General features: G+C 58.0%; 26 protein-coding genes and 1 pseudogene. 18 read left to right on the forward strand and 9 right to left on the reverse strand.

All coding sequences use genetic code 11. The features are described from left to right. From ACTJKE_RS31695 to ACTJKE_RS31710, 4 genes and pseudogenes are all read left to right on the forward strand, one after another. Positions 1–271, forward strand: a pseudogene (locus tag ACTJKE_RS31695) (hypothetical protein); the annotation flags it as partial. Next, on the forward strand, positions 256–537 hold the full coding sequence (locus ACTJKE_RS31700) for a hypothetical protein (RefSeq protein WP_058328437.1): 282 nt from the start codon (positions 256–258) through the stop codon (positions 535–537). The pseudogene ACTJKE_RS31695 and the gene ACTJKE_RS31700, both read left to right, overlap by 16 nt. Before the next feature lie 55 nt (positions 538–592). Further along, complete coding sequence (locus ACTJKE_RS31705) at positions 593–1303, forward strand: hypothetical protein (RefSeq protein ID WP_058328436.1); 711 nt, start codon at positions 593–595, stop codon at positions 1301–1303. A gap of 131 nt (positions 1304–1434) precedes the next feature. Beyond that, entirely contained in the window at positions 1435–1866 is a 432-nt protein-coding gene (locus tag ACTJKE_RS31710) for a hypothetical protein (protein WP_440693464.1), read from the forward strand. Positions 1867–1920: 54 nt separating this feature from the next. Here ACTJKE_RS31710 and ACTJKE_RS31715 read toward each other — a convergent pair whose 3' ends face one another. After that, a complete protein-coding gene (locus tag ACTJKE_RS31715) occupies positions 1921–2493 on the reverse strand; it encodes a pyridoxamine 5'-phosphate oxidase family protein (RefSeq protein WP_440693466.1) in 573 nt (190 codons plus the stop codon). Between the two features lie 35 nt (positions 2494–2528). Further along, on the reverse strand, positions 2529–3500 hold the full coding sequence (locus ACTJKE_RS31720) for an MBL fold metallo-hydrolase (protein ID WP_058328433.1): 972 nt from the start codon (positions 3498–3500) through the stop codon (positions 2529–2531). 138 nt (positions 3501–3638) lie between these two features. Here ACTJKE_RS31720 and ACTJKE_RS31725 point away from each other — a divergent pair, with 138 nt between their 5' ends. Together ACTJKE_RS31725 and ACTJKE_RS31730 are read left to right on the forward strand one after the other, a co-directional pair. Beyond that, positions 3639–4535, forward strand: coding sequence for a LysR family transcriptional regulator (locus ACTJKE_RS31725; RefSeq protein ID WP_058328432.1), 897 nt, complete (start codon positions 3639–3641; stop codon positions 4533–4535). A 307-nt stretch (positions 4536–4842) separates the two neighbouring features. Further along, positions 4843–5577, forward strand: a complete 735-nt coding sequence (locus ACTJKE_RS31730) for a phosphotransferase (RefSeq protein WP_058328431.1) — start codon at positions 4843–4845, stop codon at positions 5575–5577. Positions 5578–5908: 331 nt separating this feature from the next. Here the strand turns inward: ACTJKE_RS31730 and ACTJKE_RS31735 are convergent, their stop codons facing one another. The 6 genes from ACTJKE_RS31735 to ACTJKE_RS31760 form a co-directional block, all read right to left on the reverse strand. Continuing rightward, the gene (locus ACTJKE_RS31735) at positions 5909–6886 is read right to left on the reverse strand and encodes a threonine/serine dehydratase (protein ID WP_197423486.1); all 978 of its coding nucleotides are present in this window, start codon (positions 6884–6886) and stop codon (positions 5909–5911) included. Further along, a complete protein-coding gene (locus ACTJKE_RS31740) occupies positions 6886–7878 on the reverse strand; it encodes an ornithine cyclodeaminase family protein (RefSeq protein ID WP_058328447.1) in 993 nt (330 codons plus the stop codon). The genes ACTJKE_RS31735 and ACTJKE_RS31740 overlap by 1 nt, the downstream gene beginning before the upstream one ends. 305 nt (positions 7879–8183) lie before the next feature. Then, complete coding sequence (locus ACTJKE_RS31745) at positions 8184–8867, reverse strand: transporter substrate-binding domain-containing protein (protein ID WP_058328430.1); 684 nt, start codon at positions 8865–8867, stop codon at positions 8184–8186. Then, positions 8854–9645, reverse strand: a complete 792-nt coding sequence (hpaI, locus tag ACTJKE_RS31750; protein WP_058328429.1) for a 4-hydroxy-2-oxoheptanedioate aldolase — start codon at positions 9643–9645, stop codon at positions 8854–8856. Before hpaI ends, ACTJKE_RS31745 begins: the two co-directional genes overlap by 14 nt. Before the next feature lie 8 nt (positions 9646–9653). Beyond that, a complete protein-coding gene (locus tag ACTJKE_RS31755; protein WP_058328428.1) occupies positions 9654–10436 on the reverse strand; it encodes a fumarylacetoacetate hydrolase family protein in 783 nt (260 codons plus the stop codon). A gap of 25 nt (positions 10437–10461) precedes the next feature. After that, a complete protein-coding gene (locus tag ACTJKE_RS31760; protein ID WP_058328427.1) occupies positions 10462–11355 on the reverse strand; it encodes an intradiol ring-cleavage dioxygenase in 894 nt (297 codons plus the stop codon). 254 nt (positions 11356–11609) lie between these two features. Here ACTJKE_RS31760 and ACTJKE_RS31765 point away from each other — a divergent pair, with 254 nt between their 5' ends. The 12 genes from ACTJKE_RS31765 (at position 11610) to ACTJKE_RS31820 (ending at position 21672) form a co-directional block, all read left to right on the forward strand. Continuing rightward, on the forward strand, positions 11610–12347 hold the full coding sequence (locus tag ACTJKE_RS31765) for a GntR family transcriptional regulator (RefSeq protein WP_081163143.1): 738 nt from the start codon (positions 11610–11612) through the stop codon (positions 12345–12347). Beyond that, complete coding sequence (locus ACTJKE_RS31770) at positions 12347–13168, forward strand: sugar phosphate isomerase/epimerase family protein (protein ID WP_058328426.1); 822 nt, start codon at positions 12347–12349, stop codon at positions 13166–13168. Before ACTJKE_RS31765 ends, ACTJKE_RS31770 begins: the two co-directional genes overlap by 1 nt. Positions 13169–13214: 46 nt before the next feature. Next, positions 13215–13883 carry an amino acid ABC transporter permease gene (locus ACTJKE_RS31775; protein WP_058328425.1) on the forward strand — a complete coding sequence of 223 codons (669 nt, stop codon included), beginning with the start codon at positions 13215–13217 and terminating at the stop codon, positions 13881–13883. Between the two features lie 9 nt (positions 13884–13892). Continuing rightward, complete coding sequence (locus tag ACTJKE_RS31780) at positions 13893–14543, forward strand: amino acid ABC transporter permease (RefSeq protein WP_058328424.1); 651 nt, start codon at positions 13893–13895, stop codon at positions 14541–14543. Between the two features lie 41 nt (positions 14544–14584). After that, entirely contained in the window at positions 14585–15409 is an 825-nt protein-coding gene (locus ACTJKE_RS31785) for a transporter substrate-binding domain-containing protein (protein ID WP_058328423.1), read from the forward strand. A 7-nt stretch (positions 15410–15416) separates the two neighbouring features. Beyond that, positions 15417–16190 (forward strand): amino acid ABC transporter ATP-binding protein, encoded by a 774-nt coding sequence (locus ACTJKE_RS31790; RefSeq protein ID WP_058328422.1) that lies wholly within the window; start codon positions 15417–15419, stop codon positions 16188–16190. An 18-nt stretch (positions 16191–16208) separates the two neighbouring features. Beyond that, positions 16209–17069 carry a shikimate dehydrogenase gene (locus ACTJKE_RS31795; RefSeq protein ID WP_058328421.1) on the forward strand — a complete coding sequence of 287 codons (861 nt, stop codon included), beginning with the start codon at positions 16209–16211 and terminating at the stop codon, positions 17067–17069. 14 nt (positions 17070–17083) lie between these two features. Beyond that, positions 17084–17452: a 5-carboxymethyl-2-hydroxymuconate Delta-isomerase gene (locus ACTJKE_RS31800; protein WP_058328420.1), complete on the forward strand. Its 369-nt coding sequence runs from the start codon at positions 17084–17086 to the stop codon at positions 17450–17452. Positions 17453–17485: 33 nt separating this feature from the next. Further along, complete coding sequence (gene aroQ / locus ACTJKE_RS31805) at positions 17486–17929, forward strand: type II 3-dehydroquinate dehydratase (RefSeq protein ID WP_058328419.1); 444 nt, start codon at positions 17486–17488, stop codon at positions 17927–17929. Positions 17930–17931: 2 nt separating this feature from the next. Then, entirely contained in the window at positions 17932–18969 is a 1038-nt protein-coding gene (locus ACTJKE_RS31810) for a Gfo/Idh/MocA family protein (protein WP_440693469.1), read from the forward strand. A gap of 691 nt (positions 18970–19660) precedes the next feature. Then, positions 19661–20920 (forward strand): alpha/beta hydrolase, encoded by a 1260-nt coding sequence (locus ACTJKE_RS31815; RefSeq protein WP_440661645.1) that lies wholly within the window; start codon positions 19661–19663, stop codon positions 20918–20920. A gap of 119 nt (positions 20921–21039) precedes the next feature. Further along, positions 21040–21672: a response regulator transcription factor gene (locus ACTJKE_RS31820; RefSeq protein WP_058328417.1), complete on the forward strand. Its 633-nt coding sequence runs from the start codon at positions 21040–21042 to the stop codon at positions 21670–21672. 59 nt (positions 21673–21731) lie between these two features. On the opposite strand, the gene ACTJKE_RS31825 is transcribed toward ACTJKE_RS31820, so the two are convergent. Then, positions 21732–22367, reverse strand: coding sequence for a response regulator transcription factor (locus ACTJKE_RS31825; protein ID WP_058328416.1), 636 nt, complete (start codon positions 22365–22367; stop codon positions 21732–21734). Positions 22368–22680 lie beyond the last annotated feature (313 nt).

A 22680-nucleotide genomic window follows, 5' to 3' on the forward strand; every position in this document is an offset into this window, starting at 1 on the left:
GTCGGACCAGGATAATGTGACGGCCGAGAAACTGGCCGAACTTAAGACCAAAGTCCATTCGATCTTTGGCGAAGTCGTGCTGGCGATGAGTTCTGTACCTCGATACAGAACTCAGTCACTAGCAGACCTTGCTCACCTGATCATTGACCCTTTGGTTCGTAACCGCATTGCGGTGGCTTCTCCAAAGCGAACACGAGCGAAAGCTCTCTGCTCTCGCCAAGTGCCGTTGCCGTGTGGGCAAGCGTTTCTGCTGAAGTGGACGCCAAGATAGCAGAACAAACGAAGGCTGGCGTCTTCCCGATCCGTCTGAAGCCTGATGATTGGACCAGCGGCGAGATTGTGTGGTTATTGGACGTGATCGCGCCATCGCGGGAAATGGCAACAACCGTGCCTGCCAACTTCAATCGCGTTGCCAAGCAGGATGCAGTTAAGATCCATCCCCTCGTTGCTCGGTTGGTTGATGCCGAAGTGCTGCAAAAACTTGTCCGCAAAGTTGACGACGACAGGTCCTCCAAAGACTCTAGTTCTCTGAATTGAAGTCCATTGGAGCTTGCTCGCGTTCTCAGCGGGCAAAGCGGGCATGTAGGCGTCAATGACCCGAACGCGATTTGCACTGCTGATATTGTCGGCCGCCTTGCTGGCGGGGCTGGCAGGCTGTGACTTGTTCGGATTCCGGACATACGAATGGCACCAGAAGATCACTGTCATTGTTGATACTCCAGATGGCTCTGTGTCCGGTAGCGCGGTGACCGCCGTGACTCTTTCGGTTTCCCCAAAGTGGTTCGGCCTAGGAGATGTCTCGGGAGCGGCCGTGGGCAAACTTGCGGGAGAAGCGGTTGTCGTTGAGGTGCTTAAGGGCAGATACCTGTTCGCACTTCTACGGCAGTACGATCATCAGACAGCTTTGGAAGCGTTTGGGTCGCCGCGGCAGAAGGTGTTGTCTAGCGATGAAGTGCGTAGCGAATTCGCTCGCCTGGAAAAGCTCCGAGACGAACGCGTTCTGTCTCCCGACAACTATCCGGACCTAGCCACAATTGACGATGTGGGCAATCCGGCGAGCATTAATGAAGTCGATCCCCGTCACCTTGACCTTACGTTTGGTCCCGGCGTTCGCCTGAAGGCGATCACGATATCGCTGACGGACGATCCCGTGACCAAGGGCAATGTAGAGGCGGTCCTTGGTCCGGATTTCTTCAAAAAATGGTCCGTGCAGATGAAGGAAGACTTCAAGAAGAACGGACCTTTTGTCCAGCCACCATTCGCATTTCAGATTTCTCCAAACGATTTTGTGACAAGGAATTAGGCCGATGACTATTTCGCGGCAGTTGTTTCAGGCAATTTTGTCCAGACTCTTACAACCGTGGATACAATCCGGGTCTCCAACTCACAGGCACCCGTATAGGGAGCGCCGTAATTGGTCGTGACTCGTCGATCTTGACTGAGGGTGATCAGCGACTCGATATCGACGCCGGATTCTATGCGATTTCCTACGACTGGGATGGTCCGACCGTTATTTCGTATCGCGGTACCAGTCCCCAGAGTGACGGTACTATTCTCGTTGACGTACTAAATGGCTATTTTGTGGGCGCTGGGCATTCAACCAACGACCAAGCCTGGCTGGCCGCACAATTCTATCAGCAAATAACGGGCACAGAAGCTGGAGATCCGACTGCGGCCAACGCGATTTTGACAGGGCATTCGATGGGCGGCGGTCTTGCCGGGTTTATCGCCGCCTTGTATCGCCAAGAAGCCTACATTTACGACAATATGACATTCGAGAATGCGGCCGAGAGCGCCTACGACATTGTTCGTGCTGCAACGCTTTTAAGCCGCCCCGGCATGTATTATTGCCTTGAGGGGTCATGACCATCCGGCTGGTCAATGGCCTGGAAGCCTTTACCGAGGAAAAACAACATCTGGTTACTCCAATCGCCAACGCTCCAGCTCAGCCAGAGTGAAGCGCGGCGTAATGTGCTGCGGGCAGTTCCAGTCGAACGCCTCCACCGCGATGAGGACGAGACGCTCCACCCTTGCGAGATAATCGGGTACGGTCAGCTTTTTCGCCAGCACCGGATCGTCTTCTGCATCGATGACGCGCATGTGACCATAGATTTTCAGGCGCCGCCGGTGCGCGTAGTCCATCAGAAACAGTGAGACGCGGTCATTGGCGCTGACATTGCCTGTCGTGATGTATTGCCGGTTACCGCGAAAATCCGCAAAGCCGAGCATCGATGCGTCAACCGTGGTGAGAAAGCCTGCAGGCCCACCACGGTACTGGACGTAGGGCCAGCCGGTCTCCGAGACACTGGCAAGATAAAAACCGTCGCGCGCGCCGATGAAGGCCGTTTCTGCCGGACCGAGGCGCTGGCTCTGCGCAGTTTCGGCTGCGTGAGCGCGCGCGCCGATCCGCGCCCACTGCTCCGCGCTGCCATAGTGCTCCTGTGCGGCCGCTACGGAGGGCGTTGTGGCGATACTGAGATATCTGCTGCTCATTCCATTCCTAACTTTCTAGACCGCCGGAGCTAACTTCAATCCTGCAAGGCCCAGTCCGCCACCTCCCAGCGCATCTGCCCACGGTCGGCGACGACACGGCCGAGCCCTGGGAAGGGCATGTGCGTGGCGGCGATGAGTGCGCCTTCCGAAGCGGCGCGAGGGAAAAAGCGGTCGCGCATCGCCTTGGCCGCTGCACGCTCCTGCTCGAACAGGAAGAACACGTCGGTCGCCCCCGGATGCACGACCGGAAAGATCATGTCCGAGACCATGATGAGGCTCTTCCCGTCATCTTCGACCCGCACGCCGATATGGCCGGGTGTATGGCCGGTCAGGTCGACAATTGAGACGCCGCGCACAATTTCGCGTTCTCCGTCAATCGCCTGGAGTTTCGGGTAGAGGCGCACCACCTCCTCCGCCATCTTAAAGCTGGTCTGCAGATAATCGGGCGCGCCGCTGCGCTTGGCCGGGTCGGTCCAATGGGTGACGTCGCGACGATCGATGTAGAGCTCCGCCTTGGGGTAGTTGTTCTTGCCTCCGGCGATCAGACCGCCCATGTGGTCCTGATGCATATGCGTCACGATCACCGCGTCGATCTGGTCAAGCTGCAGGCCAAGCGCACCGAGCGCCTGCGGCAGTTTACCGGTCTGCCCGATCGAGCCCGCTGCACCGGCATCGATCAGGATGCGGCGCTCGCCATCATCGATGAGATACTGGTTGAAGAGGAACCGCACCCCACTCGGCCGGGCGGTGAACTGAGCGACTGCCGCCTGCTCCACCTCGGCCGGGGCGCGTCCCGGAAAATAGTCGAAGGGCATATCGGCATACCCGTCTGTCAGCGCCGTCACCGCGAAGCGACCGATGCGGATCTGCGCCAGCGGCGTAATGCTGACCGGCGTTTTGGCGGTATTCTGCGCGGCGGCAAGGGCCGGTGCGCCACTGATCAGTCCTCCCCCGAGGAGGCCGAGAGGAAGAGCGCTGGCAAAGGCACGACGTGAAAGTTGAGGCATGACGTCTTTCTCCTGATCATTGGCAATACGGGGAGCCGGCCGGCGTCCCCTTGGCACGACACAAAAGCTAGGATATCCGAAATCAATAGGGTATCCTGCCATTTCAGGAACTTTCCTCTCAATTTCCGGAAGGATTGGATGGATCGGTTTGAAGCGATGTCGGTGCTGCTGGCGGTGGTGGACGCCGGCAGCCTCTCGGCTGGATCGCGGCGATTGCATGCACCGCTCGCCACGGTCAGCCGCAGGGTCGCGGATCTTGAAAAACGCCTTGGCGTGCGCCTGGTCCTGCGCACCCGCCGCGGCCTCACCTTGACGGATGAGGGGCGCAGCTTCGTCGCCGCGTCACGTCGTATTCTGGAGGAACTGGATGCGGCCGAGCGGCAGGCCAGCGGCGACTATGGCGCGCTGCGTGGAGGGCTGCATGTGACCGCACCGATTGCCTTCGGCGAGCGCCATCTGCTGCCAATAGCTCTGGAGTTTCTGAAGCAGCAACCCGATATCAACCTGCGCCTGACCCTCGCCGATCGGCAGCTAAGTCTGGCAGATGAGCACGTCGATGTGGCCCTGCGGATCGGACACTTGGCGGACAGCGCGCTTATCGCAACGCGCGTCGGCGCCGTCCGACGGGTGATCTGCGCGAGCCCCGACTATCTTGCCCGCCGAGGCGTTCCGCGTCAGCCGGAAGACCTCAGCCAGCATGACGGCATAAGCTTTCAGGGCTTTGCGACCGCGCCGGAATGGCGCTACCGCCGGGACGGCGCGGCCTTTACCATCGAGCCGCGCCCCAAATTCGCGGTCAATACGACGGAGGCTGCCATTCAGGCTGCAATAGCCGGTATCGGCATTATCCGCGTGCTGTCTTACCAGATCTCCGATCAGTTGCGCTCCGGTGCTCTGCACGAATTGCTGACGGACTTTGCACCGGAACCGCTACCTGTGAACGTTATCCATGGACCAGCCGATCCCCTGCCGCTGAAGGTGCGGTGCTTCCTCGACTGGATCGTCCCAAGCCTACGCGCGCAGCTGGCTTATTAGCGTCCCGCTTCAGGCGCACCACCGTTGATGGCAGTGAGGCGCACCGGTGCGAATGCTGCCAGATGCGGCCGTCCTTCCTTAAGCGCCTAACATGTCGTCTTCCGCTAAGAGCCAAAGCTTTCTCTAAGACTGAAATGGGGGCGCATTGCTACCGGGCCAAGTCGGACGCTGAGGACCCGGGCTGCCGTTCGATCCGCATTAATGCGCACAAGCTTAACAGCGTTATCGTAGCCCAGCTGATCCACGTTGTCCCGTTCCTGCGCTTGGTTTACCCAGGTCTCAATCGGGTTGATCAAGGACGCCGCGAGTGGGATGGGAAGCACTAGAGCTGTGGGGTAAAGACGCGGTTCGCATAGAACGGCTCGCTGGCGGGGTTGCCAATGACGTCTGGAGCGTGCACATCCACGGGCAACTTGCAGTCAGTCGTCTGGGTACCAGGAGCAACGCTGATCTGGCGTGGGAGGTTGAACTCCTCCGGCACCTTGACCGTGAAGGTCTGAGCGTGCCGGTGCCGATCCCGGCGGTCGACGGCCGGCTATTCGCGGATGGCCTGATGGTTATGAAATACATACATGGCGGACCACCCGAGACCGAGGGCGACTGGCGGCGCGTAGCCGAGACCCTCCGCGAACTGCATCGTTTGACGCAAGGCTGGCCGCAGCGCCCAGGGTGGCGATCCTCGACGGACCTCCTGCATGCCGAGACGGGGACGAGGATCGACCTTGCCGCGATGCCGCCAGATGGCGTCGCTCGATGCCGCGCGGCATGGGCACGGCTTATCGGACGTGAGACAAGCGTCGTCCACGGCAATCCCAACAACCCTGCCAACATCCGCATGACCACGGACCGCGTCGCACTGATCGACTGGGATGAGTCGCATATCGACGTGCCCGACCTTGACCTCGTCTTGCCCCATAATGCTGCCGATCTGGAAGCCGGGGCGTATGACATCGCCGCGCAAGCATCGGCCGCATGGGAAGCCGCCGTCTGTTGGGATGACAAATACGCGAAACAGCGACTTGCCGAAGTTCGAGCGGTCTAAGCGACGGCCGCTCATGGCGCATTGATGCCGTCGAAGCTTAGCTTGATCGACGTCTGCTTTCGGGAAGACGCCACCGCGGGCACTGCGACCGAAATGCGGGCGCAAAGCGGAAACCATTTCCACTTTGGGGCCGGTTGCGGATTGGCGGGTGCCCGAAGACGACCTTTAGCTTCGCTGCTCTCGACGGCGGTAGCGGGTGGAGAGCGGTCGTCGCCAAGCGGATCCCCGAATGACGTGTTTCGGGCCGCATTCCGGACGGGCAGATTCCTGGCGATGAGGATCGCAGAAGGTTAACTGCGGCCGGTGGTGAACTGACCGAAGGTGGAACTGATTACCCCGCTACATTGTATATCTCGGCAAGGTCGCGTAGATCCCAGTTCCCGCCAGACAACACCGCGCAGACTTTTTCATCGGGCTTGACGTCTATGCTGCCCGCCAACAGTGCTCCGACGCCAATCGAGGCGGCTGGTTCAGCGATCAATTTCGCATCCTTGGCAAGAGCACGCATTCCTGTGATGATGTGCTCGTCGTCAACGAGAACAATCTCGTCCACATATTTTTCGATAATCGGATACGGGTTTTGACCCGGAACGCTTATCCTCAAGCCATCCGCAATCGTGTTCTTCAAGGGAAGCGATGTGCGCTCCTTATTGATCCGGCTGTGAAAATACTTCGGTGTCAAGGCAGGCTCCGCCCCGATAACGCGCACCGATGGCTTCGTTTCCTTGATAGCCGTCGCGATTCCGGAGATTAGGCCTCCGCCGCCCACGGGAACGATGACCGTATCTATATCGTCCAGGTCCTGCAGGATTTCACAGCCGATCGTTCCCTGACCGGCCATCACGATGGGGTCCTCGAAAGCGTGAACAGTAGCGTATTTGTTTTCTTCAGCGATTTCATACACCCTTTTCCATCTGGCGGCGGTGTCGCCATCGAAAAGAATGACCTCTGCCCCGAGGGCTTTTGTGTTTTCGATCTTGATTCTGGGCGTGGTGACCGGAACGACCAATATCGCTTTTACGCCCAGCATCCTGGCGGCATAAGCAAGCCCTTGGGCATGATTGCCCGACGACGTCGCAATAATGCCGTTTGCGATCTCTGCTCTCGAGAGCGAGAGAGCCTTGTTCAGGGCGCCGCGGATTTTGAATGCGCCAGTAATCTGCAGGGTTTCCGGTTTGAGATATAGCTCACAACCAGCGGCTTTCTCTATTTTTTCCGCACGCAATAGCGGCGTGTGCTTGACGTGCGGTTTCAGCCGTTCCTGAGCTTCACGGATGTCCTGAATGGTGGGGTAGTTGCGCATAGTCATTACTCAAAGAACTGAAAGAACGTGCCGACGTTATTGGCTATGGCGTTCTGATAGATTTTGCTGGCTGTCGTATTGTCTTGTATGGCCATCCCCGTGGAATCGAAAATCGTGATTTCATCATCACTTTCTCGTCCCGGCTTCCTTCCCAGCAATACCTCGCCGATTTCACCATGGATGTCGTCTCTGGCGATGATGTTTTTATTCAGCGGGTGCCAGGTCTCGCCCTTTTCGGCGCACTGCGCAATTGAGTCGACGACTACTTTTGCGTTCCTGAAGAGCTCTGGATCCAGTTCTTGTTTACCTTGTTGATCTGTACCGATTGCAACGATGTGGGTGCCGGGCTTCACCCAATCCGCTTCCACAAGCGACCCTTTCCCGCGGGTCGTCGTAATCAGGATATCGGCCTGCTCAACGGCCTCTTTTTTGGAGTTTGCCATGATTACAGGAATGCCGAATTCGCTTTCGATATCCGTCTTGTATTTGGAAACCGTGTCCGGATTACTGTCCCATGCGTGGATCTCTTCGATCTTCATGATCTCGTTGATCGCCCGGATTTGCATTCGTGCCTGATTGCCTGTCCCGATCGATGTAATTCTTCTGGCATTTTTCCTTGCCAGTGCCATTACGGAAACGGCTCCAGCCGCCCCGGTTCTGAGACCGAGGATCAAGCTTCCATCCATAATGCAAATCAGCGCACCGCTCCTGGCATCAAACAGGAGAATGGTCGCCATGCCATTGGGCACGCCGTGTGCTGTCGGGTTATCAATGAACCCTCCAGAAGACGCCTTCATGGAGATCACTTCATTGGCTTTGTAGTAACCAAGCTTGAAGTCAATCTCCCCCCGAGGCGACGGCAGATCTATTCCGATATAGTCAGGTTGTTCCACCTGATCACTGTTAAAGCCTTTGTAAGCCTCTTCCACCGCGCCGATGATTTCCGCCATACCGATTAGCTGCCTTACTTCATCCTTCTTGAGCAGCAGCGTTTTCATGCATGACCTCTCTATTGCCGGATTCATGGGACGCATCGGCACAGCCCGATCCGTGCCGCACTCACCATAGCGGGCGAACCGCGAGACTAGCGCCCGCATTCGCCCCGACCTGAAGCAGATTGTTTTGAATCGCATAGGGGCTTTGGCAGAGAGTTGCGGCAGGAGTTCTTCCGAGCTTAGGCGTCAGCGCGTAGGCTTCGCCGCGAGTGGGAACGCTTGAGAGGGAAGAGGATTCCATGACTATTTGGGACTTGACGTGTCGCGTCCCCTCGACCTGGCTCCCTCCCCATGTCCCGCCAACTTCTTCAGTTGTTCGGCTTACCCGCACTGCAATGCTGCTGGATGAAGTCCGACAGGAAGGTTGAAGCGTGAACACACCTCCGATGCACAGCGATCGCCTGAGGCACTTTCGAGAATGTCCCCTCAACAACGCGGAAACCTGGATTCTCTTCGCAGAAACGTGACAGGGACTCGGTCAAGCCCGCAGCCGCATCGCACCGGGAGGATACAAGCATGTCCAGGGCGGAGGCGGGATTTTCGGTATGGAGGACAATTGCATTTCTAACCTGTCGCTCAAGCTGCTTTGTATACGCAGCGGTTCTGGCGGCGGCAATGCGCACCCCTTCGACATCAACATGCTCCACGCTGCCCAGCGGGCTACTGTCTGACACCAGAAAGCTGGCGGTCACCGTGGTATAGGGGGGCGAGAAGGAGAACCTGTCGGCACGTGATGGATCGGAAGCAATGAACGCAACGTCCCACTCGTTGCCTTCGGCAGCGGCAAGAATGTCAGCGGCCGATCCGTATTGAACCAGCGACAAACCGCAGTCGAGTTCTGCCGCAAGTTCGATCGCGATCTGCTCGCTCGGCCCTGTTAGGGTGCCTGTCACTGGATCGAGTTGGACAAGTGCGGCATTCGACATGTTGACCGCCGCTCTGATGACTCCCGTCGGTGCGATTTCAGTGAGGAGCTCATCACGTTGCGGCATCGTGGTGCGCTCCGTGAGATGCAAATCGTGCCGCCAGTGCTTCCGATCCCCTTGCCAGGACAGCGACATCGACACCAACAGCAGTAAATAGTGTTCCCAGCGAGATGCACCGTGCCGCGAACTTCTCATCGGGGGTAAGAATGCCCGCAGGTTTGCCCAACGATTTCAGACGTTCAATCGCGTCGACAATTGCATCGACCACCTCCGGGTGGCTCGGTTGGCCCCTGTGTCCGAAACTCGCTGCCAGGTCTGCCGGTCCTACGAATACGCCATCCACTCCCTCTACAGAGGCAATCGCCTCCAGGTTGCCAAGCGCTTCCCGCGTCTCGACTTGTAGCAACAGGCAAATTTCCCGTTCCGCATTTTGCGCATAGTTCGCAACTCGCCCGAAACGAGTGGCGCGCGTCAGGGCAGAAACACCACGAATTCCATCCGGAGGATATCGCACGGCCGCGACTGCGGCTTTCGCCTCTTCTGCGTTCTGAACGTAAGGAATGAGCAGTGTCTGAACGCCAATATCCAGGAAACGTTTGATGAGAACGGGGTCGTTGATGGCCGGGCGGACGACTGGGGAAACGTCGTATGGTGCGACCGCTTGCAATTGTGGCAGGACGGTCAGAACGTCACCCGGAGAATGTTCCGTGTCGAACAGGAGCCAATCGAAACCTGAAGGCGCAACGATTTCCGCGGCGTAGTTTCCCGGCAAGCCACACCACAGTCCGATCTGACTTTGACCAGCAAGAAGCTTCTGCTTGAACCGATTGACAGGATGTTCCATCTAGCACCTCAAACGAACGACACGCCGATGGAGCCAACAGGGCCATAGTCGGCCTGAATGACATCACCTTTCGCGATATCGACAGGACGCGTGAAGGAGCCGGCCAGGACTATTTGTCCCTTCTTCAGGCCACCGCCCACAGCATGAAGTTTGTTGACCAGCCACGCGATGCCGGCTGCCGGATGTCCCATGATCGCCGCCGACACGCCCGACTCCTCGATGATGCCGTTCTTGGAAAGAGTCGCTCCGACCCAACGGATATCAATGTCCATCGGGCGAATTATACGGCCGCCAACGACGAGGGCGCCGAAAGCCGCGTTGTCCGCAATGGTATCGGTGATCGCTCGAGGGACTTCGGTCCGGTAGTCGATAATCTCGAGCGCCGGGACAACGAACTCGGTCGCACGCATGACGTCATAGATCCTGGTGCCGGGCCCGACGAGATCCTCACCCATAACAAAGGCCAGCTCGACCTCGAGGCGCGGCTTGATAAACAAGTCAGCCCTGATCTGCGCTCCGTCGTTGTAGAGAGCATCGTCAAGAATGCAGCCGTAGTCCGGCTCCGTCATTTTCGAAGCCATCTGCATTGCGCGTGACGTCAGGCCGATCTTATGCCCCACGATCCGTGCGCCCTTGGCCACCCTCGCCTCCGCCCACAAAGCCTGAATCCGGTAGGCGTCCTCGAGTTCGAGGTCCGGGTAGGTCTCGCTTGGCTGTATGATCGGCTTCCGCTCGATTTCAGCTTTGAGCAGCGCGTCTGCCGCGGCCCGGCGTTCTTCTTCGGTGATCATATCGTTTGCTCTGCTGATAGTGAATTTATTTGATCGGGGGACGCGGCAAAACTGCTTCGCCGGGTTCCATGACATAGGTGTAGTCGAGCGAGAACCATGGACCAGGAATATCCGTTTCGGTCGGATGGGGCTCCTCATGGCGAATGAAGTCGCCGGTCAGGGCCGCCGTGACACCGAACTGAACATCGGAGTCGATGTTCGGGTCGCTGGGGTCGAAGACCTGGGAAATCAGCGTCTTGTATCCGTGCTTGAAGATCAGTGCATGCAGGTGCGCCGGTCGGTACGGATGACGTCCCTGAGCTTTGAGCAAGCGTCCGACCACGCCATCGACCGGTATGGGATACCCGACCATCTTGACGGTCCTGAACCAGAACCGACCTTGCTCGTCGGTCATGAATTTGCCGCGCAAGTTCATCTCGGCCTGGTCCGGGTCCTGGTTTTCATAAAGACCGACGGGAGATGCATGCCACACATCCACTTCGGCGCCGGCAATTGGCTTACCGTCGCGGTCAACGACCTTGGCATGCACGAACAAGGGAGTGCCCGGCGTCTCGGATCGGATAATCGTTCCGCCATTTTCGACTCGCGGAGAGTTGAGGCGCCAGAATGGGCCCAACAGCGACTGGGAGGTCTCAGTCTGTCCTCTGTCGCCATTGTTCAGCAGGCAGACAAGTGAAGACACGCCAAGAGAACCGGCCATCAGCACAAACTCGTTGTGGTGATCAGTATGCAGCTTCCCGATCTCATTCAGCATGGCTGTCGCCTCCCGAAACTCGACCTCCGTCAGTCGAACCTCGCGCACGAAGGCATGAAGATGCTTGACCATCGCGACGAGGATTTCTCGCAGGCGGGGGTCTTCAGTGCGATTCATCACAGCGAGGACGGCTGGCGTCAGATCGCTTTCAGTTTTGATCACCATGTGGGCTACCTCCCGATTTCCTCGACTATCCAAATAATCGATTATCTGTCAAGGTCGCCGTACATTCTTGGCGGCGCCAATAGCCGAGAGAAACAGGATATGGCCATGGTAGTCCATTGATTCCAATACATATTAATCGCACAAAGTTAGCTGAGGCTCGACTTTTTGCAGATTTCAGAGCTCTCACGTTGACACGAATAATCGTTTATTGTATCGATCATCGACAATTAGTTCGGGGAGCCTTGGGAGGAACAATGGTACCGGATCACGACGGCGCATTTGCTCCGACGACAGAAGATGCCCCATCGTCTTCTGGATTTCTTGACGACGGCAAAAACACAATTGGGAGCCAGCTTGCATCCCGTCTTCGTGAGGCGATCATCTCCGGCGAGCTTCAGGCCGGCAGCAAGATCAATCTCGACAAGGCGCGCAAGACGTTCAACGTAAGCCTCAGTCCGCTGCGTGAAGGGTTGGCGCGGCTGATATCGGACGGCCTAGTGGAGTTCGAGGACAATCGCGGCTACCGCGTTTCATCAATTTCCTTGGCCAATCTGGAAGAGATCACCACCCTGCGCGAAGAGTTTGAAGTCTTTGCGCTTCGCGAGTCCATGCGGCTCGGCGATGTGGAGTGGGAGGGCAACGTCATGCGCGCGCTGCATCGCCTTAACCGCACCGAGCGCGACGCGGCTCGGCCAGAGACACTGGAGCGCTGGGAAGAGCTCCACCGCGAATTTCATCTGACACTCATCTCTGGCTGCGGGAAGCCGATCCTGCTCCATTTCTGCAGACTGCTTCTTAATCTCAACGACCGTTATCGCCGGGTGTTTCTGACCCGCACGTCGGGTGACCGCAACGTTAGCCAAGAGCACAGTGAGATTGCTCAGGGAGCCGTCGCGCGGGATCTGGACTATTCGTGCGATATGTTGCGTCAGCATATTCACCGCACGGGAACCAATCTGCGCAATCACCTCGCGACAAAGGGGATCTTGTGATGACCGTCGCGACGCCAAGACCGGGGCTTGAACTGGGCGTGGCGCATTTTTCATCCATCGCGCTGCCGCCCAAGGAATTCGCCGTGATAGCTGCTCGGGCGGGTTTTGCGTCGATAGGCCTGCGTCTGCACCCCGCCTTTCCCGGAGCCCCTTTCTACGAGTTGCCTGTGGGCAGCCAGAGTGCCCAGGAGTTCAAGACAGTTGCCGATGGCGAAGGCATCAAGGTGTTCGATATCGAGTTCTTCGTGATCGACGAGAGCTTCGTTGCGGCCTCCCATGAGGCGACCGTGGCAGCCGCTGCGAACATAGGGGCCTGCCGGCTGAGCGTTTGCGGCGATGATCGAGACGGCGGCCGTCTTGCCACAAACCTTTCTGAGTTTTGCGCCCTCGCGGCGCGATATGGCATGTCAGTCGACATCGAAAACATGGGCTGGCGGACGGTAAGAACCTTTCGCGACAGCGTAGCGGTCGTGAATTCCTGCGGAGCAGAGAACGTCGGTGTCCTTGTTGACGGGATTCACTTCTTCCGAAACGGAGCCTCGATCGACGAGCTTCGCGCAAATGCAGGGAAGGTAAAACACGTCCAGCTTTGCGACGTCCGCGGGCCTGCTCCCAAAACATCGGACGCAATGATCGCCGAGGCGAGAAGCGGCAGGCTCGCTCCTGGAGAAGGCGAATTGCCATTGAAGGACCTCTGGGCGGGAACCGAATACGGCGCTGCTATCTCGGTTGAAGTGCCACTCGTCGGGCCGGTGGCCCCGGAGGCACATCTAAAACATCTGCATGACAGCGCATTGGGGATTTTGAAACCGGATCATTGATTCGGCGCCGACGCGGCGTACGCCGGTCGGAGGGAGGAAATCTTACATGACTTATACGTTTGATTTCGGTGCGGTCCTCGACCGCGCCCCGGAATTGCTATGGGGTTCGCTTGGAACGCTTGGCCTTGCGTTGGCTGGGATGCTCCTCGCACTCGTCATCGGAATCCTGGGCGTTGTTGCAAGGACTTCCAAGAGCGAGATCACGCGCACCCCCGTGATCGTCTTCGTCGAGGTCGTTCGTAATACGCCATTCCTCGTGCAGATCTTCTTCATATACTTTGCCCTCCCTCTCATGGGCATCCGCCTCAATCCGACCGTTACGGCGATCTTTGCCCTCGGCATCAATGGTGGGGCGTACGCAATCGAGATCATCCGAGGCGGGGTCGAGAGCGTGTCGCGCGGCCAGATCGAGGCAGGTTTCGCACTTGGACTGCACAAGGCGGACGTCTTCCGGCTCATCGTGCTCAAGCCGGCACTGCGGGCGATTTATCCCTCGCTCACAAGCCAGTTCATCATGCTGACACTGACAACGTCTGTCTGCACGTCAATCGCCGCCTACGAACTGACCTCGGCCGCTCAGCGCATTGAGTCTGACACCTTCCGCAGCTTCGAAGTCTATTTCACGGTAACCGCTATCTACCTGGTTATTTCGACCCTGATGATGGGCCTCTTTGCCCTCATTTCTCGCCACTACTTCAACTACCCGACGCGATAGGAGGCAGCCATGGGTCCCATCGGCGAAAATGAATTCTTCTTTCTGATGCAGGGTTTGAGGTGGACCGTGCTGCTCGCGATCGTGGGCTTCATCGGTGGGGGGATATTCGGAATCCTGATCGCGCTGCTGCGCACCTCGAAGACGAAGGTCGCCCGGACGATCACCGCAGGGTATATCGGCGTCTTCCAGGGCACGCCCCTTCTGATGCAGCTCTTCGTTGTCTATTACGGCGTTGCGCTGGTGGGCGTCGAGGTCAACGCCTGGATCGCGGTCGCAATCGCCTTCACGCTCCATGCCAGTGCTTTCCTGGGCGAGATCTGGCGCGGCGCCATCGAGGCTGTGCCGAAGGGCCAGACGGAGGCCGCCAACGCCCTCGGTCTGCATTATGTCTCGCGGATGAAAGATGTCATCTTGCCGCAGGCCCTGAAAATCTCGATGCCGGCCACGATCGGCTTCCTTGTCCAGCTCATCAAGGGCACGTCGCTAGCAGCAATCGTCGGCTTCATTGAACTGACTCGCGCCGGCCAGATCATTTCAAACCAGACCTATCGTCCGCTGCTCGTCTTCGGGATCGTCGGCGCAATCTACTTCATCATTTGCTGGCCGCTCTCCCATGCCGGAAGTGGCCTCGAAAAACGGATGGCGAAAGCTGCCCGCTAACCGCTTCGCTCGAAGCGAAACTCTTGAGGAGGAGAATAAGCATGCATAACAATCGTAGGAATTTTCTCGGACTTGCACTGGCAACCGTTGCCTTCGCAACCGTTGGCGCTGCCGCCGCCTCTGCGGCAACTGTAGAGGAAATCAAGGCAAAGGGCACGCTTGTGGTCGGCATCCAGGGCGACAATGCGCCATGGGGGTTCGTCAACACAAGCGGTCTGCAGGACGGCTTCGACGCTGACGTCGCCAACCTTTTTGCCAAGGAGTTGGGCGTGAAGGTTCAATTCCAGCCGCTCGCCGTTGCCAACCGAATTCCTGCGCTTACGACCGGCAAAGTCGACATCCTGTTCGCAACGATGGCGATGACGGAAGAACGTGCGAAGTCAATTCAATACAGCAAGCCCTACGCCGCTAACACGATTTCGCTTTATGCCGCGAAGTCCGACACGGTTACGAAGCCTGAAGACGTTGCGGGATGGGAGATCGGCGTTCCGAAGTCCAGTTCGCAGGATAAGGCAGTAACGGACGCCGTCGGATCCACCGCAACGGTCCGCCGCTTTGATGACGACGCCGCAACCATCCAGGCTCTCGTCTCCGGACAGGTAAAGGCGGTTGGCGGCAACCAGTTCTATGGTCAGCGTCTGGATGCGGCGAGTGCCGGCACCTATGAGCGCAAGATTGACTTTCTGACGACCTACAACGGCGTCGGGACCCGTCTCGGCGAGAAGGACTGGAACGAAGCCGTCAACGCCTTCATCGAGAAGATCAAGGCCAATGGTGAGCTGGCCGCCATCACGAAGAAGTGGATGGCGATCGATCTGCCGCAGTTCCCGGAGTCCATTCCGAACATCCCGTTCACCGTCAATTAAAGCCCAAATGGAGAGATCCGTGCTCAATTCCGCAAACGATCAACCGACGCTGATTTCCCTTGAGGATGTGCAGAAGTGGTACGGCGCTTTCCATGCCTTGAAATCCATCAGTCTGTCGGTCCGCAAAGGCGAAAAAATCGTCCTCTGCGGGCCGTCAGGCTCCGGGAAATCAACGTTAATCCGCTGCATCAATGCCCTCGAAACGATCGAGGAAGGCAAGATCGTCGTCGAGGGTCAGGTACTGGACGGAAGCACCAAATCCGTCGATGCGATACGGCGCGAAGTGGGAATGGTTTTCCAGAGCTTCAATCTCTTCCCGCACATGACCGTACTTCAGAACTGTACACTCGCCCCGATGCGTGTTCGAGGCACAAGCCACGCTGACGCAGAGCGACTGGCTCGAAAATATCTCGAGCGCGTTCGAATCCTTGATCAGGCCGAAAAGTATCCTGCGCAGCTATCCGGCGGGCAACAACAACGCGTTGCCATCGCTCGCGCGCTCTGCATGGAGCCGAAGGTCATGCTCTTCGACGAACCAACCTCTGCCCTCGATCCTGAAATGGTGAAGGAGGTGCTCGACACCATGATCGGGCTCGCCCGTGACGGCATGACGATGATCTGTGTCACGCACGAAATGGGCTTTGCCCGCCAGGTCGCTGATCGCGTCATCTTCATGGCCTCCGGAGAAATCGTCGAAGAGGCCGAACCGGAGATCTTCTTCAAGTCTCCCAAGCACGAACGCACGAAAACCTTCCTCGGCGAAATCCTTGCCCACCACTGACGTTCGAAAGCGATACCAATGCACGACAAGAAATTCCTCGTGGGACTGATCGGGGCCGACATCCAAATGTCAAAGTCCCCGGCGCTCCACGAAACGGAGGCTCGACATCAGGGCTTCGATTACCGTTACGAGCTTCTCGATCTGGCCGAGCGAGGCCTTCCCGCCTCGGCGCTGCCGGACCTCCTAGATGAGGAAGAGCGGCGCGGTTTTGCCGGGAGCAACATTACACATCCGTGCAAGCAGTCTGTGATCGCCCACCTCAGCCGCCTTTCCGAGGATGCAGAGATGCTAGGTGCGGTCAACACAGTGGTGTTTCGTGACGGCGAGAGGATCGGCCACAACACTGATTGGTACGGCTTCTACGAGAATTTCCAGCGCGGCCTTCCGCACGTCGCGAAGTCGCATGCCGTCCTGCTTGGCGCCGGCGGCGCCGGTGTCGCCGTGGCGCATGCTGCAATCAAGCTCGGTATTAAGCGATTATCGATCTTTGACCATGATTCGAAACGAGCAGAAACCTTGGCTGGGCAGTTGAACGATCGGTTCTCAAGGGATTGCGCTCGTGCCACGACGGATGTCGGCAGCACCCTGCGCTCCGCCGACGGCCTTATTCATGCGACGCCGACGGGTATGAAGAGCCATCCTGGTTTGCCGATCGACCCGGAATGGCTTCTGCCACAGCATTGGGTCGCCGACATCGTCTATATGCCGCTCGTCACAGAGCTCCTTGCTCTCGCCGAAAGAAAAGGCTGCCGGACCCTTCGTGGCGGCGGCATGACCGTCTACCAGGCAGCAGCGGCTTTCGAATTGTTCACCGGGATAGCGCCCGACGCAGAGCGCATGTCCCGTCACTTTATGGACTTGTGCCGCCTGTCGGCTTGATGGGGAGATCCCAAATGCCCCATATCATCATCGATTATAGCCGGGGCGCGGGCGAGCATGTAGCCATGGACCGGCTCACGCTGAGCGTGCATCGCTGCGTTCGCGATGGCGGACTTGTGAAACCCTCCGCCGTGCGCACGCTTGCGCGAGAGGCGGCATACTCCTGCGTGGGCGATGAGCATGTCGATAATCATTTCATCCAAATCATCGTGCGGATGGCACCGGGTCGTACTGCAGAGACCAAGCAAAAACTCCTCACCGTCGTTCTCGACGCCGCGCGGGAGATCGCCGCGCCTTCTCTCGAAGCTGGGAGGCTCGGCTTGCGTGTGGATCTCTACGAGTCGGACCCTGATTTTGCCGTTCAAGCAATCGCGTTCGTCTGACCAGGACGGCGTGCTCAACAAGGACACTATACTATGAGCCTGATCTACGTTCTCAATGGACCAAACCTCAACCTGCTTGGCAAACGCCAGCCGCACATCTACGGGCATGAAACGCTCGCAGACGTAGAGGCGGACTGCCGCAAACTGGCAGCCGAACTCGGCCATGAAATCCGCTTTCATCAGAGTAACCGGGAATACGAGATCATCGATTGGATTCATGAGGCGCGCGAGGACGGTGCGGGCATCGTCATCAATCCTGCAGCCTTCACCCATACCTCACTCGCCATCCTCGACGCTCTGAACACATTTGAAGGGCCTGTGATCGAGATCCACATCTCCAATGTGCATAAGCGCGAAAGCTTCCGGCACTATTCGTTCGTTTCGCACCGCGCGGACGGCGTGATCTGCGGCCTTGGAACAGAAGGATACCAGCTTGGCATCCGACGCGCGGCGACAATGATCAAGGCGGCGAGGTGACCATGAGCCAACGGGTCAAGCTGGCCGTACTTGGCGCAGGCCTCATCGGTAAGCGCCATATTCAGCACGTCCTGGCCGAGCCCTCGGCGCAACTCAGTGCCGTGGTCGATCCCACGCCGGTTGGCGAGATTATTGCCAAGGAAGCCGGCGTGAAGTGGTTTACAAGCTTCGCGGACATGATTGCCGCAGACCGACCTGACGGGATCATCGTGGCTACGCCCAACCAGGCTCACGTCCAGAGCGGGTTGGAAGCCGTTGAAGCCGGCGTTCCCGCACTCATCGAGAAGCCTATCGCCGACGACATTATATCCGGGGAAAAGCTGATCGCAGCGGCTGAGGCAAAAGGTGTTCCTCTTTTGACCGGCCATCACCGCCGACACAATCCGGTGATGCAGAAGGCAAAGGAAATCATCGAAAGCGGGAAGCTCGGCCGCGTTCTTGTTGTCAATGCGATGTTCTGGCTGTTCAAGCCCGACGATTACTTCGACATCTCGTGGCGTCGTGAGCGCGGTGCGGGGCCGGTTTTCCTCAATCTCATCCACGATGTCGATAATCTGCGCTACCTTTTCGGCGATGTGGCTGCGGTTCAGGCATGCGAGTCCAACGCGGTGCGCGGCAACGCAGTTGAGGAAACGGCTGTGATCCTGATCGAGTTCAAGAATGGAGTTTTGGGAACTGCGACAGTCTCGGACGCGGTGGTCGCACCGTGGAGCTGGGAGATGACAAGCGGAGAGAATCCGGCTTATCCCAAAACCGAGCAATCCTGTTACATGATCGGAGGAACGCATGGGTCGCTGGCTGTTCCGTCGCTCGAGGTCTGGCGCAATCCTGGTAAACGGAGTTGGTGGGAACCATTTGACCAAACGCGTATCGAGGTCGACGACGAGGACCCGCTCGTTCTGCAGATCAGGCAATTCTGCAAGGTGATCCGCGGAGACGAACCGCCGCTTGTCAGCGGGCGTGAGGGGCTCGAAACCTTGAGGGTAGTCGATGCGGTAAAACGCTCGGCGGCAACGGGAGAACGTATCGAGTTGAACTGACGCCGAGTAATGTGACCGCCTGCTCGCCCTTCGCGTCTCCTTGCATCCGATGCGATGAGAACGCCGGCTCAACACCGACTTTGGGCATCGCGCTTCCGGCGGAGGAAATCGTCGCCGCCGCTCTGTCTTCGCCGCCATCGAAACGCGCCTGCTTCGGCAACGACGCAACGCTTCATCGAATTTCTGGGTGACTGCTTGAACCAACTTAACGCAGAAATCAACGTCCGCCTTGACGTGCCTTTTTGTCATTCGGTACTTGGAGCCGGATGTCCGCAACGGGTCGAAACGCGTCGATCGCAGCTTCCGAGGTAAGGTCTGGAAGTGGCGCAAACCTGCAACTCGGCGGCATCTATGCATGTCCGCTTCCGGGATACCACCGTGCTCTGCTCAGTGTTGGGCCACGAGGATCGCATAATGTATCGACTGGAATGGGGTTTCGGTCTTTCGGTTGCAGCCGGCGGCGTTGAGCTCGCGCTGCTGAACGGCCAACGGCAGTAACCTTCAAGGCGAGATATTCGAGCGAAATTCCCGCGGTCCGTTGCCGGTTGCCTTTCGGAATGCCCGGGCAAAATTGGCTGGGGAGGAATATCCTAGCTCCGCCCACCGAAATGCAGTTATTCTTAACAGGAGTGAATAGTTGACGCGCTACCTACCCCTGGACGCCAACGGTGGCGCGAAATCAAGACCGTATATATCCTTGGTCGTTGGCCTAAGCGTCACTCTGCTCTCTGCTTGTGCAAGCCGGCCGACAGGCGTCCTCGAGCCAGTCGTAGCCGTCTCATCGGCCAGCCAGGTTGAGATGTTGATCGCGACGACGCGGGGCCGAGCCACAAAGCGAGGCGAAATGTTTAGCGGCGAGCGCGCGCCTAGTCCGACGTTTGCGGACATTACGGTGTCGATCCCGCCTGACGCTGCCCGTAAGGCGGGCGAAGTCGCCTGGCCACGCAAACTTCCGCCCAACCCGAAGACGGACTTCGCAACGCTGAAAGCTGAGGAAATCAACCGAGCGACGGCCGAAAATTGGTTGAACACGAAAGTGCGAAAGAGCCCGGATGGTAGCGTCCTTGTCTTCATCCACGGGTTCAACAATCATTGCGAGGATGCAGTCTTCCGCTTCGCGCAGATCGTCCACGATTCAGGTGCCCGGAGTGTGCCGGTGCTCGCAACGTGGCCATCTCGCGGCAGCCTTCTGGCCTATGGCTACGATCGCGAAAGCACGAACTATACGCGCAATGCCGTGGAAAGCTTGTTCCAGTATCTGGCGCGCGATCCAGAGGTGAAGGAGGTCTCGATCCTCGCGCATTCGATGGGCAACTGGCTTGCACTCGAATCCCTGCGCCAGATGGCCATCCGCAATGACGGACTTCCGGGCAAGTTCAAGAATGTCATGTTGGCGGCGCCGGACGTCGACGTCAACGTTTTCAGCTCGCAGATCGCCGATATGGGCAAACAACGTCCGCGCTTTACACTTTTCGTGTCCCGTGATGATCGCGCCCTCGCAGTTTCTCGACGTGTCTGGGGCAATGTTTCCCGATTGGGCGCCATTGATCCGGAGCAGTCTCCCTACAAGGAGGAACTGGCAGCGAACGAAATCTCGGTCATCGATCTCACCAAGATCAAAGCGGGCGACAATCTGCACCACAGCAAGTTTGCGGAGTCGCCAGAGATCGTCCAACTGATCGGTACTCGTCTGTCTAGCGGACAGACCTTAACCGACAGTCGCCTGGGACTTGGCGACCACATCGTGGCAGCGACGGCGGGAGCCGCGCAAACAGTTGGAACCGCCGCGGGCCTGGTTGTTTCCGCTCCGGCCGCGATCGTCGATCAGAACACAAGGCAAAACTACGCTCAGCATGTCGAGATGCTTGTCGGGCCATCCAGTGGAACGACCACGACCAATAGCGTTTGCGGGAAGAATAATCGGGCTAGGAGCGAGAATTGTAACCAGTAGCGCGAAAGACCTTAACGCAAATACCATTTGGCCAAACCGCGATCTTCATCGATGTCTGATCGAGGACGCGGATCGATCTTGGTCGCATCAGCGACCACCAATGGGGAAGCACCAGCGCAATGCGGAAGCAACCTGACATCGCGGGAGACCTTGGTCCGATTGTCTATGTCATCGATGACGACCCGAAGATTCGTGACGCGCTGATTGACCTCTTTGCCGCCACCAACAAGCGGGCAGCCGCCTTTGCCAACGGCAAGGAGTTCCTGGAAACGGCCGACATCGATGCGGCGGGGTGCGTTCTTGTTGACTTCAGAATGCCGGGGCTCAATGGGCTCGATCTTCAGGATCGGTTAGCGACCATGGGCAGCAGTCTCCCGGTGATTTTCTTGACGGCCTTCGCGGACATACCGACCAGCGTGCGTGCAATGAAAGCCGGTGCCACGGATTTCATAACCAAACCGTTCGACACCACGGAACTCCTCGATGCGGTCGAGTACGCCATCGAGCTCAATCGCGAGCGACGTAAAGACTCTGCGGAAAAAGACCAAATAGACGAACTCATAGGTTCTCTCACTCCGCGCGAAAACGAAGTGATGCAGGCCGTCGTCCGTGGTCTGATGAACAAGCAGATCGCCTTCGAGCTTGGGATCAGTGAGATGACGGTCAAGCTCCACCGGATGAGCCTTATGCGGAAAATGCAGGTCAAATCGCTCGCAGAGTTGGTCCGTACGGTCGAGCACGCGCGGCGCTGACGGCGTTGCATCGAAGAGCCGAAGACGGTGACGCGCCCGAGATCCGCTGTCAGTCATCGTTACTGGAGGAGTTCGGCTTTCTTTACCAGGTCTGCAAGCGAGCGCGCCTGCATCTTCCTCATGGCACTGCCGCGATGAAGCTTGACCATGATTTCGCTAATCCCCAATACGTAGGCGACCTGCTTGTTCATAAGGCCGTCCGTGACGAGCTTCATGACCTGGCGTTCCCGCGGCGTGAGGCTTGCCGCGCATTCCGCGACATATCTGCGTCTGGAAGCCAGCTCGCGTTGCTCTCGCCCCCTTGCGATGGCGGCGTTGACGGCAACGAGCAAATCGTGCGTGCAGAATGGCTTCAGCAGGAAATCGACCGCCCCAGCTTTCATGGCCGATACACTCATCGAGACATCGCCATGACCGGTCATGAACACGATCGGGACCTCGGATCCCGTTGCAGCCAGCTTTCTTTGAAACTCAATGCCGCTAAGACCAGGCAGCCGCACATCCAGAAGAAGACATCCGGTTCTTTCAGGATCCGCACGGTGATTGAAATCCGTCGTATCCGCAAAGGCGTCAGAATCGATACCGACTGTCTGGAAAAAATCGACCAGTGACGCCCGCAACTGTTCATCGTCGTCGATGATGTAGACCATCTCATCGGTGGGGTTTCGCATATCGGTTGTTTGATACGCCGACATCGTTTCTCCCTCCGCAGGTCGAGGCCGCCAATCCATTGGCGCGGCGATTCTACAAAATGAGGCGAGGTTGTCTATAGAACCAACGTTTACTTGTGCTCGGTTGAATCGGTGCGGCACGGGACAATGATTGCTCCCCATTCAACTCGTGCTCTCGTCCGCCAAGCGGTGTCCGGCGCCTGCTTTGTCCTGGAGCCAGCGCGCCACGCGCGCTCGGCCCATGCGTCTTGGTCCACCGGCATGGCACAGGCCAGGCCAAACCACCGTATAGTTTTGGCGATCAGTCTAATCGCCTAGCCTAGGTCTAGTATGCGTA

This window comes from Ensifer sp. 22521, assembly GCF_052044795.1.
Lineage (GTDB): Bacteria > Pseudomonadota > Alphaproteobacteria > Rhizobiales > Rhizobiaceae > Ensifer.